Genomic DNA, 12,818 nt, shown 5'->3' with positions numbered 1-12,818 from the left:
CCTCGCCGCGGCTTATTCGATTGACCCGGCGGCCGCTGCTTCGGCGGATCCGCTCCTGCGCCGCCGCCGTCGACCGACGCGGCGCAACTGGAAGGAACTCATGACACCCTCGATCGCATCGGCGGCCGCGAGCCGCCGCGGTGCGCTCGCGCTCGTCCTGGCGGCCTGCGTAGGGCTGTCCGGATGCGCGTTCGCGCCCGGCATGAAGATGAACACGTCGTATCTCGGCTGGCTCGCCGACGCGCCGGACGACGGCGCGCCCGCGCCGGCCGCGGCCGACTCGCGCGTGGCCGAAGCCCGCGCCGCGGCCGCGTCGACCGCGGCCGGCACGCCTGCTCGCGCGCAGCCCGGGAGCGTCGATTCCGTCGCCGCGCCGCCGATCGTCGACATCGACCCGTCGCTGATCGCGCGCCAGCGCGCGGCGCGCGATGCGGCCGCGGCATCGTTCGACACGCCGGCCGGATCGCGGACGCCGTCGGCCTACCGGATCGGCCCGGGCGACGTGCTGCAGATCACCGTCTGGGACCACCCGGAGCTTGCCGCCGCGCAAGGCGGCGCCCAGCAGACGCCGCCGCGCGCGGCCGACCCGGTTGCCGGCTTCGTCGTCGACGATCGCGGCAACCTGACGTTCCCGTATGCGGGCGTGCTGAAGGTCGCGGGGCTGACCGCCGCCGACGCGCAGGCGCGCGTGAAGCAGGCGCTCGGCAAGATCTACCGCGACCCGCAGGTCACGTTGCGCGTCGCGTCGTTCCGTTCGCAGCAGGTGTACGTCGACGGCGAGGTTCACACGCCGGGCGCGCTGCCCGTCAACGACGTGCCGATGACGCTCGCCGACGCGATCGCACGCGCCGGCGGCTTCACGCCGGGCGCCGATCAGAGCGACGTGACGATCGTGCGCGACGGCACGCCCGTGCGCATCGACCTGGCGCGCCTGATCGAGCGCCACTGCGATCCGTCGCGCATCGTGCTGCGCAGCGGCGACCTGCTGCGCATCGGCGCGCGCGACAGCAACGGCGTGTACGTGATGGGCGAGGTGAACCGGCCGATGCTCGCGCTGCCGAAGCGCGACGGCCGCCTCACGTTGAGCGACGCGCTGCTGCAGGCCGGCAGCATCAATTCCAATACGGCCGACGCCGCGCAGATGTTCGTGATCCGCGGCGCGCAGGGCCGCACGCCGACGGTATTCCATCTCGACGCGCGCTCGCCCGTCGCGATGGTGCTCGCGAACCAGTTCGAGCTGGAGCCGAAGGACATCGTCTACGTCGACGGCAACGGGCTCGTCCGCATCAGCCGCGTGCTGAGCTTGCTGCTGCCGAGCGTGAACACGGGCGTCGCCGCCGGGATCGCCACGAAATGATCATGAACACGCCCCCGTTCCTGCTCGTCGTCTGCGAAGGCAACGTGTGCCGCAGCCCGCTCGCGGCCGCCCTGCTCGCGGCGAAGCTGCCGCACGCGCACGTCGGATCGGCCGGCCTCGCGCCGCCGGCAGGGCGCCCTGCCGATCCGCTGGCCCGCGACATGGCCGCCGCACGCGGGCTGACCCTCGACGCGCACGCCGCCCGCCCGGTGACGGCCGCGTTATGCGCGCAGGCCGACCTGATCTTCGTGATGGACGGCGAGCAACGCCGCGTGCTCGAAGCCCGTCACCCGTTCCTGCGCGGTCGCGTGTTCCGTCTCGGCGAATACGCGCGGATCGCCGACGGTGCGCCGCTCGGCTTCGACATCCCCGACCCCTACCGCGGCACGCGCGACGACTTCGTGCGCTGCGCGGCGCTGATCGATCTCGCGGTCGGCAGCTGGCTGCCGCGGCTCGCCGCGCGCTGGCCGCACATCACCGCCTCTTTTTCCGAATCCCGATCATGACGAATTCCGCTTCCCCCGAACGCGAGATCGACCTGATCCGCGTGCTCGACGTGCTGCGCCACGCGCGCTGGACGATCGCGTCGATCACGGCGGCCTGCGTCGCCGCCGGCGCGCTGTATGCGTTCGTCGCGCCGCCGACCTACCAGGCCGACCTGATGATCCAGACCGACGACGCGACCGATGCCGCGTCGAAGAACCTGCTCGGCGACGCCGCATCGTTCTTCAACGTCGCGTCGCCCGCGTCGGCCGAGGCGCAGATCCTGTCGTCGCGGCTCGTCGTCACGCGCGCGGTGGAAGACCTGCGCGCCTACATCGTCGCGACGCCCGCACGTGTGCCGGTGATCGGCGCGTTCGTCGCGCGCTTCAACGATGGCGTGGTGAAGCCGGGCCTGTTCGGCTTCGGCGGCTATGCATGGGGGCAGGAGCGGATCGATGTCGTGCGCTTCGACGTGCCGATGCGCGCGGAGGGCGACACGTTCCACGTCGTGCGGCTCGACGCCACGCGCTACCGGCTCACCGGCGCCGACATGAAGGCCGACGCGATCGGCACGATCGGCCGCGCGGAAACCTTCGACACGCGTTACGGCCCGCTGCACGTCGACATCACCGGCTTCGACGCGCTGCCCGGCACGCGCTTCAAGCTGGTGCGTCAATCGCGCGCGGAAACGATCGACACGCTGCGCACCGCGCTCGACGTCCAGGAAAAGGTCAAGCAATCGGGCGTGCTCGTCGCGTCGTTGCGCGGCAACGATCCCGTCGACATCAGCGCGACGCTCAACGCGATCGCCAACCGTTACGTCGAACAGAACATCGCGCGCCGCACGGCCGAGGCCGCGCAATCGCTCGCGTTCCTGAACGAGCAGTTGCCGCTCGTGAAAGGTCAGCTCGAGCGCGCTGAGACGCGTTACGCGACCCTGCGCAGCCGCACCGGCTCGGTCGATCTCGAGGAGGAAGGCAAGGTCGTCCTGCAGCAAGGCGCCGACCTGCAGACGCGCCTGCTCGAATTGCAGCAAAAACGCGACGAGCTGTCGCGCCGCTTCCTGCCAACGCACCCCGACATGGCCGCGCTCGACGCGCAGCTCGCGACGTTGAAGCGCCAGCAGGGTGCGCTCGACTCGCGTATCGCGCGGCTGCCCGCGCAGCAGAGCGAGGAGATACGCGCCCGGCTCGACGTGAAGGTGAATGCGGACCTGTACACCGCGCTGCTGAACAACACCCAGCAACTCGAGCTCGTGCAGGCCGGCAGGACGGCGAGCGTGCGCGTGGTCGATGCGGCCGTCGCGCCCGCTGATCCGGTGCGCCCGAACCGGCCCGTCGTGATCGCCGCCGCCGCGCTGGCCGGGCTCGCGCTCGGGCTGATCGCCGCGTTCGCGCGCGAATTCCTGTACGGCGGGCTAACCGCCGTCGACGAGATCGAGCGCCACACGTCGCTACCGGTGCGCGCGGTGCTGCCGGCCGCCGCCGGCCAGCGCAAGCTGATGCGCGCGATCGAACGACACGACGCGGGCCTGCACGTGCTCGCGTACGACGACCCGTACGAACCGGCGATCGAAGGGCTGCGCAGCCTGCAGACGGCGCTGCACTTCGCGCTCGCCGATCGCGCGCATCCGCTCGTGCTGGTCACGGGCCCCGCGCCCGGCACCGGCAAGTCGTTCGTGTCGGTCAACCTCGCGGCCGTGCATGCGGCGAGCGGCCGGCGCGTGCTGCTGATCGACGGCGATCTGCGCAAGGGCTACCTGCATCAGTACTTCGGGCTCGAACGCGGCGCGGGCTTCGCGGCGCTGCTCGGCGGCCACGCGAGCGCCGACGACGTGATCCGGCGCAACGTCGCGCCGAACCTCGACGTCCTGCCGACCGGCGAACTGCCGCCCACGCCAACTGCGTTGCTGCAGCAGGCCGGCCTCGGCGTGCTGCTCGCGTCGCTGCGCGCGCGCTACGACCTCGTCATCGTCGATTCCGCCCCGCTGCTCGCCGCCACCGATTCGACCTGGCTCGGCGCCCATGCCGACGCGACGCTGCTCGTCGCACGGGCGGGCTCGACGCGAGCCGGCGAACTCGTCGAAGCCGCGAAACGCCTGCCGCAGCGGCCCGACGCACTGCCCGGCGTCGTGCTGAACGGCCTCGATCCGCGCTCGGGCGCCTCGGCCTTCGGCTCGAAATACGGCGGCTATCGCTACGAGGCCTACCGCTACACGTGCGACACGCAACGGTGTACGCATCTCGCCCGCCTGCGTGCGGCACTTCAACGTCTGCTGCGGAGGTCCGCATGAGCGACATCGCATTCGCGCCTTCACTCGACGAGCGCGCGACACATCGTCCCGACACGAACGAACCCGCGCCCCCGACGACCGCTGCGCCGCCGTTGCGCATCGCACTCGTCGTCGAAGCGGCCGGCGGCGGCGTCGCCGTGCACCTGACCGACCTGATCGCCGGGCTGCACGCACGCGGACACGCGGAAATCCACCTGATCGCGCCGCTCGGCGAGCGCTTCGACGACGCGATGCTGGCCGGTGCGGCCGCGCAGTGCAAGACGTTCCATCGGCTGCCGCTGCGGCGCGCGGTCGGCGCACACGACCTGCGCGGGGCACTCGCGCTGCGCCGGCTGTTGCGCAAGATCCGGCCCGACATCGTGCACAGCCACAGCTCGAAGGCCGGCGCGCTTGCGCGCCTGTGCCGCGGGCCGTGGAAACAGGTCTACACGCCGCACGCGGTCTATACGCTGAACCCGACGCTGCCGCCCGCGAAGCGCGCGTTCTACGGCGGCATCGAACGCGTGCTCGGCAACGCGTGCTCGGATGCGGTGATCGCCGTGTCTCGGGACGAAGCCGATCACCTGCATGCGCTCGGCATCGCGCGGGACCGCATCCGGCTCGTCGAGAACGGCGTCACGCCGCCGACGCTGCTCGACCGCCACGCAGCGCGCATCGCGCTCGGGCTGGCCGATCACCCGTTCGTCGTCGGATTCGTCGGGCGCTTCGATCACCAGAAGGGTGTCGACCGCCTCGTGCGGATCGCACGCGTGCTGGACGCGCGCTTTGGCAACCGCGTGCAGGTCGTCGCGATCGGCTCCGGCGATTTCGACCGTGCCGCGGGCGACGAAGCGCATGACCTGCCGGCAAACCTATGCATCGCGGGACGCGTCGACGCAGCGCGCCGCTACTTCTCCGCGTTCGACCTGCTCGCGCTGCCGAGCCGCTACGAAGGTTTTCCGTACGTGTGCCTCGAAGCCGTCGCCGCGCAGGTGCCGATCGTCGCCACGCAGGTGTCGGGCGCGACCGAACTGATCGCCGAACATCACGTCGGGCTGACGGTATCGAACAGAGACGATCCGGCCGCGTTCGCGTCGATGGTCGGCCGGCTCGTCGAGCATCCGGCCGCACACCGGCTGATGCGCGATCAGTGCGCCCGCGCCTACCCCCATTTCTCGGCGGACGCGATGGTCGATCGCACGCTCGCCGTCTATCGCGACCTGCTCCGGGAGAACGCATGATGAGCCACCCCGTTCACGTGGCGCTGCTGCACGCCTACAGCGCACGCAACTCCGGCGACGGGCTGCTCGTCGAGCTGTCGGTCGCGCTGCTGCGCGGCGCGTTCGGCCCCGACACGCGCGTGTCCGTCGTCGCGGCCGATCCCGCATCGTTTGCCGATCGTCCGGACGTGTACCCCGCGCCCGTGCTCGCCGCCGGCGGCGCCGGGCGGCTGATCGGCGCGGCGATGGCGGCGTTGCCCGTTGGCGCCAATCCGGCACTAGCCGATCTGCGCGGCCTGCTGAAGCAGGCCGACCTGATCGTCGGCGTCGGCGGCGGCTACCTGCGCGCGCGCAACAGCGTCGAGGCGCTCAAGCTCGAAGCCGGGCACCTCGTGCAGATGCGTGCGGCCCGTGCGGCGCGCAAGCCAGCCGTCTACCTGCCGCAGAGCATCGGCCCGGCGGCCGGCAACGGAATCCTCGCCGGGCACCTGACGTCGCTGCTCGCCGGCTTCCACACCGTGTTCGTGCGCGACGATCGTTCGATGGCCCTGCTCGCCGCCAACCCGAACACCCGGCGCGCGCCCGATCTCGCGGTGCTCGAATTCGGCCGCCGTGCGGCCGGCCCGCGCAAGCACGCGCATGTGCCGCCGGCCCGCCCCGGCCACATCGCGCTGGTGCTGCGCCGTCCGCCCGCCTGGAGCGCCGCGCAATGCGCGCGTTATCACGCGCAGACGGAAGCGTTGATCGAACGGCTCGGCGCGTTCTGCCGCATCACGTTCGCCGTGCAAAGCACCGGGCGCGGCAACGACGACGCCGCGTACTACCGCGAACGCGGCTTCGACGACACGCGCACGCTGAAGAACGTGCTCGCCGCGGACACGCCCGATGCGGTCGTATCCGTGCGCCTGCACGGCGCGCTCGAATCGATCCTGCATGGCGTGCCGGCCTATCACCTGAGCTACGAGCGCAAGGGGTTCGGCGCATACGCCGATCTCGGCGTCGGCCACTGGGTTGCGAACGCGGCGGATTTCGATGCGAATGCGGTATGCGACACGCTGTTCGCGCCCGACGCGCTGCGCCGCTTCTGGACGCAGACCGACACCGGCATCGCACGGCTCGGCCGCGAGCGCGAGCGGATCGTCGCCGCGCTGCGCGCCGCGCTCCACGACGGAGCGGCACGATGAAGGCCGCATCGTCGCGCCTCGCGCTGCGGGTCGCCGCACTCGCCCTGAAATTCGTGCTGACGATCGTCGTCGCGCGCACGCTCGGCTTCGATGCGGTAGCCGTCTATGGTGTCGCGCTCGCGGTGTCGGTCGTCGCGTCGAAGGTACTTGGGCTCGGCTTCAGCACCGAAATCAACCGCCGGCTCGCCGGCCCCGATCCGCGCGATGCGATCCGGACCTGCATGCGGCTGTCGGTGCTGTATGCAGGCGCCTATGCCGTGCTGTGCGGTGTGGCCGCGCTGCCGGTCGGCGCGTTCTTCGGGCTGCCGCGGGAAGGCGCGCTCGCCGACGTGCCGCTCGCGCTGGTGATGTTCGTCGCGTGCGCCGAACATGCGGCGCTCGAAGTCAACACGTGGCTGTTCTCGCTGCATCGCGTCCGCGCGGCGTCGTGGCTGCTGTTCGTGCGGACCGGCGCATGGGCCGGCGTCGCGGTCGCCGCGCTCATGGCGCGCGTGGCCGCGTCGATCGACGACGTGTTCGCGATCTGGCTCGCCGGCGACGTGCTCGTCGTCGCGCTCGGCTGGCTGTTGATCTCGGGCGCCGCGCGCCGGCTGCCGGCGATGCCGGCGCTGTCGGCCACGCGCTTGCCGCTCGCGACGGTCTGGCGCAGCGGCGCGCCGTTCTTCGTCGCGTTGCTGCTGCTGTCGGTGCTGCAGTATCTCGAGCGTTTCGTCGCATCCGCGCTGCTCGACGCGAGCGAGCTCGGCCGCTACGTGTTCGTGTGGTCGATCGCGAACGCGATCCAGACGGTCGCGTCGGCCACCGTCGCGGCAGTCGCCGCGCCGCGACTCGTGCGCGCGCTCGACTGCCCGCGAAGCGCGCCGCAGGCATTTCGCGGCGAGCTCGCGCACGCGCTGCGCGGGTCGGTGATCCTGACCGGCGCGGCCGCGCTCGCGATCGTCACGGTACATCCGTGGCTGTTCCGGCTCGCGCACGAAGGCGGCGACCTGCCGTCGACCGTCATCCTCGCGATCCTGCTGCTGTCGTTCGTCCTGCGCGCCGCCTGCGACGTACTGTGGGCCGCCGCCGTCGCGTTGCGGGCCGGCCGCATGGTCGCGGGCGTGATGGCGGCGCTGACGCTCGCATGCGTGCCGATGACGATCGCGCTCGTGCATGACGGGCACGCGATCGGCGCGGCCGTCGCGCATCTCGTCGCGAGCGTCGCCGTGATCGCGTGGCTCGTCTGGATCGTGTCGTCGCGCGCCCCGGTGTCGCGCCGCGCCGCCCGGCCCGGAGCGGCCGATGCTGCGTAACCTGATCGCGAGCGGTCCGCTGCTGAGCCGCGGCTTGCGCGATGCCATTGCCGCGTGTCTTGCGCTGCTGTATGTCGGTGTCTATGCGAACGCGCGCGTGCTGCTGCCGGAATTCATCTTCCGCGACGCCGACAAGATCCAGACGCAGATCGGCGGCGGCTCGACCTACGACGGCTCGTCGTTCGATGCGGTCGGCAAGCTGTACCAGGCACTCGGCGGCGCCGGCACGGCCGTGTTCGTCGTCGCGCTGGGCGTCGCCACGATCTGGATCGCGTTGCGCGCGACCCGGCGGCTCGGTGCGCTGGTCGCCCATCTCGCGCTGATCGCGCCGTGCCTGTTCTTCAATCTGTTCGTCGCGAGCAAGGACACGCTCGTCGTCGCGATGTCGATCGTCGTCCTCGCCGTTGCACGCGTACGCGGCACCGTGGGTGCCATGCTGATCGCCGTGCTGCTGTATCTCGGCTACGCGACGACGATCCGTAGTTACTTCGCGCTGATCGTCGCGATCGCGCTCGCGGCATGGGTGTTGCGCCGTGTGTCGACGCTGCCGAGGCTGGCCGGCGCGCTGCTGGTTGTCGCCGTGCTCGTCGCGTTGCCGAATGCCGCCTATACGCTGCTTCAGCAGCCGCGCGATCTCGCGGTCGACTATCTCGTGTATGCATCGCCGTTCGGCGCGCGCACGAGTTTCTACAATCCGTTTCCGCCCGATTCGTTCGTTCACTTCGCGGGCAACTATGCGTATTCGCTCGTGCGGCTCAACCTGCCGGTGCTGTTCTCGTTCGATCCGAAGGGATTCGCGATGCAGGGGCTGGTCGCGCTGTTTCTCTGCGCCGCATGGCGACGCGTTCCGGCGCAGCGTACCGGCGAAAGCGTGAACGACCTGCGCCGCAACGGCGAACTGCTCGCGTGCCTGCTGCTCGGCCATGTGGCGGTATCGATGCTGTTCGAGCCGGATCTCGGCAGCTACCTGCGACACCTGTCCAGCGTCGCTCCGTTCGCCGTCGCGCTGTGGGCGATCCGCACGCACGGCCCGGCTTGACGGCCGGCTAGGGCTGCGGCGGCGGCGCGCGCAGCGACGCGCCGGCGGCATCGAGCGCAGGCTTCGGCGACCGGTCCGCACGCACGAGCCCGTAGCTGCGTTGCGCCGCGTCGTTCGCATTCGCCGTATCGGCCCATTCGTAGACCGACAGCAGCGGCGTGCCGAGCATCGTGCGCGCATCGAGCAGCGCACGCACGCGTTGCGCCTGCCGTTCGTCGCCATCGACACCGACCGACGCCGCGCCGTCTTCGGTCACGAGCGCCGACAAACCGTAGCGTACGCGGATGCCGTGCGCGGCATCGCGGATCTGCGTCGGCGTCATGCCGTACGCGTGGTACGACACGGCATCGAGGCAGGCCGGTGCGGCGCCATGCACGCCCGCCAGCAGACGGCCGGGCACGCTGCCGGGCAGCGGCGGCCGCGCGAAGCCGAAGCCGACGACCGGAACGTCCGGCCGGCGCGCGGCCAGGCCGCGGCACAGTCCTTCGGCAAACGGCGGAAAGGTATGCACGACGTCGCCGGTCGGCCAATAGCGGCCCAGATCCGGTTCGTTCCACAGCTCGATCGCCACCAGCGCACGGTCGTATTGCGCGGCGAGCTGCGTCACCGTGCCCGCGAAACGGGCGCCGGCCGCCGCGAGCGATGCGCGGTCCGCCTTCGCTTCGCGCATCCCGTCCGCTCGTTGCGCGTCGCGCAACGCGGGCCCGAGAGGCGCGAGCGTGCGCAGGGTCAGCAACACCGGCAGACGAGCCGAGCGCGCCGCCGCGAAAGCCTCGTCGATCTGGCGGCGGTAGTCCGCGCGATCGAGACGATCGGTCCATACGCCGAAGCGGACGAAGTCGAAGCCGGTCTGCCGGATCCGCCGCGCATCGGCGGGCGTCAACGACTGGATCTTCGCCTGGACGCCGACAAGCGGCCGGCCGTCGGACACAGCCGGCCAGCGCGCGCGGTCGTCCGCATGGGCGGGCGACAGTGCCGTGAAACACAGTGCGACGGCGACGAACAGCGTGGAAATACGGAGCATGGGCGGGAGAACGATCGGGCATGCCGGCGGCGTGTGGCGTGTTGCGGAACAAACCCGCGCGCGCGCGGCCGGCGGAACACAGGGCATCGTGGCCGATCGTGCATTGTTGCAGAGCCGCGCGCTCGCCACCATCGGACCGGTCCGAGCGCGTTCGCCTCCTCGCCGGCGCACCGCGCGCACGCAGGCCTGCCCGGCCAGTCGCGAGCCTCCGCCGTCACGCCTTCTTCTTCCCTCTCAACACGAACGCCGCCGCCGTACACCCGATCATCGCGATGCCCGCGATCAGGAACGTATCGCTGTACGCCATCAGCAGCGCCTCGCGCATCACGCGCTGGTTGACGAGCCCGAGCGCCAGCTCGTGCACGCCGGAGATCGACCCGCCGGGCAGCACGTCCGCGCGCGGCGCGTGCACGCGGGCAAGCAACCGCGCGAGCATCGCCATGCGTTCCTGGAACGCTTCGGAAAACGGCGTGACCGCCTCGCCGATGCGCATCGCATGCAGCTTCTGCCGCTCGACGACGATCTGGCTCATCACCGCGATGCCGATCGCGCCGCCGACGTTGCGGACCATGTTGAACACGCCCGACGCGGAGCCGAGCTGCGCCTTCTCGATCCCGTCGACGGCCATCACGGCCAGCGCGATCACGACGAACGACTGCCCGATCCCGCGCACGATCAACGACGGGACGATCACGTTCGACGCCGCATCGGCGTCGAGGTGGATGTTCATCAGGCAGCCCGCCGCGACCAGCACGAAGCCGAGCACGATCGTCGTGCGCGGGCTCGTGCGGCGCATCAAAGGCGGCGTCAGGAACGACATCGCGAACTGCACGAGCCCGTACGGAATCATCGCGAGACCGATGTCGCGCGCGCTGTAGCCGTGCAGCTCGGCAAAATAGTTCGGCACGAGAAACACCACGCCGAACACCACCGCGCCGAACAGGAACTGCATCAGGCTCGCGATCCCGAAGTTGTACTGGCCGAGCAGCCGCAGGTTGATGAACGGCTCCTTGCGCCGCAGCTCGATCGCGACGAACGCGGCCAGCCCGAGCGCCGCGACGATCGACAGCTCGACGATCAGGTCCGACGCGAACCAGTCCTTGCGCCCGCCCTCCTCCAGCACGATCTGCAGCGCGCTCAGGCCCACCGCCATCGTCGCGATCCCGAACCAGTCGGCGCGCCTCAGCATCCCGAGCTGCACGGGTACGGGCCGGATCGCCCAGCCGATCGCCGCGACCAGCGCGATCGCCGGCGGAATCTGCAGATAGAAGATCCAGCGCCACGAATACATGTCGGTCAGCCAGCCGCCGACCGACGGCCCCGCCGCCTGCGCGACGTTGTTCGCGATCGCGAACAGCGCCATCCCGAGCGGATGTTTCGACGGGGGCAATTCCGTGACGATCAGCTGGAACGACAGCGGAATCAGCACGCCGCCGAACGCCCCCTGCAACGCCCGCGCGATGATCATCGTCGAGATGCTCGGCGCGACCGAGCACGCGAGCGAAAACGCGAGAAAGCCGGTCGCGCCGACCAGCAGCACGCGTCGCGCGGAAAACACCTGCACGAGCCAGCCGGTCAGCGGAATCACGACGATCTCGGCGACCAGGTACGCGGTGGTGATCCACGAGCCTTCCTCGAAGCTCGCGCCGAGCGAGCCGCGGATGTCGGGCAGCGACGCATTGGTCACGTGCACGTTCATGCCGGCCATGAAGCAACCGAACACGCCGCCGAGCACGGCGACCCACGCGCGAAGCGAAACGGTGTCTTCGTGCGCAACCTGCGCGGTCGTCGCGCTCACGAGCCGGCCCCCTGCGCGCCGCGCGTGTCGACGCGCGCGATCACGGACATACCGGGCCGCAGCACGACGCCGGCCGGCGGCGCATCGACGCGGATCTTCACCGGGATGCGCTGCACGATCTTCGTGAAGTTGCCGGTCGCGTTGTCGGGCGGCAGCAGCGCGAATTGCGCGCCCGAGCCCGGCGCCAGGCCGGTCACGCGGCCGTGCAGCGTGTGGCCCGAATAGGTGTCGACGTCGATCTCGACGGGCTGGCCGTCGTGCATCGCGCCCAACTGCGTTTCCTTGAAGTTCGCGACCACGTACACGTCGCTCAGCGGCACCACCGCGAGCAGCGGCATCCCGACTTCGACGTACTGGCCCGCCCGCACCGCGCGCTGGCCGACGCTGCCGTCGCGCGTCGCTCGGATCACCGTGTGGTCGAGATCGAGCTGCGCGAGCACCAGCTTCGCCTGGGCGGCTGCGAGCCGCGCACGCGCCTGCGCGATCGCGGCCGTGCTCTGTTCGCGACGGCGCTGCAGCACGGTCTGCTGGTCGGTTTGCACGCGCACGGCCGCGCCGGCACGGGCCAGCTCGGCGCGCGCCTTCAGCGCATCCGCGTGGGCCTGCTCCCAGCGCTGTCCGCTCGCGGCGGATTCGGCCAGCAGTTGCTTGTAGCGCGTCGCATCGGCATCGCGCCGCGCGGCTTCGGCACGCGCGGCGGTGGCATCGGCGTCGGCCTGCGCGATCTGGCTGCGCTGCTGGCCGATCTGGGCGTCGAGCGTCGCGGCCGCGGCCTGCTCGGCCTGCAGCGTCGCCTCGGCCGCCGCGACGGCGGCCTGCGCATCGTCGACCTTCGCGCGATAGTCGCTATCGTCGAGCCGCACGAGCACGTCGCCGCGCTTGACCGGCTGGTTATCGTCGACGGCGACCTGCGTGACGTAGCCCGACACGCGCGAGCTGACGGTCACGACGTCGGCGCGCACATACGCGTCGTCGGTGCCCTCGATGAAACGGCCGACGGTCCACCAGTGCCAGCCGAACACGGCGAGCGCGATGACGGCGAGCACGACGCCCGCGGCGATCAGTTGGCGCCGGGAGAACCAGGCGGATTTGGCTTTTTCGGGTACGGCAGTCGTGCTCATGATCGAAATGATGGGTTGGCGTGCAAGA

General features: G+C 70.9%; 10 protein-coding genes. 7 read left to right on the top strand and 3 right to left on the bottom strand.

The features are described 5' to 3' along the window. Positions 1-100 precede the first annotated feature (100 nt). From WS61_RS23020 to WS61_RS22990, 7 genes are read left to right on the top strand one after another with little or no spacing between them, the layout of a single operon-like run. A complete protein-coding gene (locus WS61_RS23020) occupies positions 101-1,357 on the top strand; it encodes a polysaccharide biosynthesis/export family protein (RefSeq protein WP_059503785.1) in 1,257 nt (418 codons plus the stop codon). A 2-nt stretch (positions 1,358-1,359) separates the two neighbouring features. Beyond that, a complete protein-coding gene (locus WS61_RS23015; protein ID WP_059503856.1) occupies positions 1,360-1,863 on the top strand; it encodes a low molecular weight protein-tyrosine-phosphatase in 504 nt (167 codons plus the stop codon). Then, complete coding sequence (locus WS61_RS23010; protein WP_059503783.1) at positions 1,860-4,133, top strand: polysaccharide biosynthesis tyrosine autokinase; 2,274 nt, start codon at positions 1,860-1,862, stop codon at positions 4,131-4,133. The genes WS61_RS23015 and WS61_RS23010 overlap by 4 nt, the downstream gene beginning before the upstream one ends. Then, positions 4,130-5,353 carry a glycosyltransferase gene (locus tag WS61_RS23005; RefSeq protein ID WP_059503780.1) on the top strand — a complete coding sequence of 408 codons (1,224 nt, stop codon included), beginning with the start codon at positions 4,130-4,132 and terminating at the stop codon, positions 5,351-5,353. Before WS61_RS23010 ends, WS61_RS23005 begins: the two co-directional genes overlap by 4 nt. Next, a complete protein-coding gene (locus WS61_RS23000; RefSeq protein WP_059503855.1) occupies positions 5,353-6,516 on the top strand; it encodes a polysaccharide pyruvyl transferase family protein in 1,164 nt (387 codons plus the stop codon). Before WS61_RS23005 ends, WS61_RS23000 begins: the two co-directional genes overlap by 1 nt. Continuing rightward, entirely contained in the window at positions 6,513-7,808 is a 1,296-nt protein-coding gene (locus tag WS61_RS22995; RefSeq protein ID WP_059503778.1) for a lipopolysaccharide biosynthesis protein, read from the top strand. Before WS61_RS23000 ends, WS61_RS22995 begins: the two co-directional genes overlap by 4 nt. Continuing rightward, complete coding sequence (locus WS61_RS22990; protein ID WP_059503775.1) at positions 7,798-8,847, top strand: hypothetical protein; 1,050 nt, start codon at positions 7,798-7,800, stop codon at positions 8,845-8,847. The genes WS61_RS22995 and WS61_RS22990 overlap by 11 nt, the downstream gene beginning before the upstream one ends. 7 nt (positions 8,848-8,854) lie before the next feature. Here WS61_RS22990 and WS61_RS22985 read toward each other — a convergent pair whose 3' ends face one another. From WS61_RS22985 to WS61_RS22975, 3 genes are all read right to left on the bottom strand, one after another. Continuing rightward, positions 8,855-9,871 carry a hypothetical protein gene (locus WS61_RS22985; RefSeq protein ID WP_059503774.1) on the bottom strand — a complete coding sequence of 339 codons (1,017 nt, stop codon included), beginning with the start codon at positions 9,869-9,871 and terminating at the stop codon, positions 8,855-8,857. 214 nt (positions 9,872-10,085) lie between these two features. Continuing rightward, positions 10,086-11,669 (bottom strand): DHA2 family efflux MFS transporter permease subunit, encoded by a 1,584-nt coding sequence (locus tag WS61_RS22980; protein WP_059503772.1) that lies wholly within the window; start codon positions 11,667-11,669, stop codon positions 10,086-10,088. Next, entirely contained in the window at positions 11,666-12,790 is a 1,125-nt protein-coding gene (locus WS61_RS22975; protein ID WP_059503770.1) for an HlyD family secretion protein, read from the bottom strand. Before WS61_RS22975 ends, WS61_RS22980 begins: the two co-directional genes overlap by 4 nt. Between the last annotated feature and the right edge of the window lie 28 nt (positions 12,791-12,818).

Source organism: Burkholderia sp. ABCPW 11 (assembly GCF_001523445.1).
In the GTDB taxonomy this organism is placed as follows: Bacteria; Pseudomonadota; Gammaproteobacteria; order Burkholderiales; family Burkholderiaceae; genus Burkholderia.
This window is presented reverse-complemented; position numbering and strand designations above follow the sequence as displayed.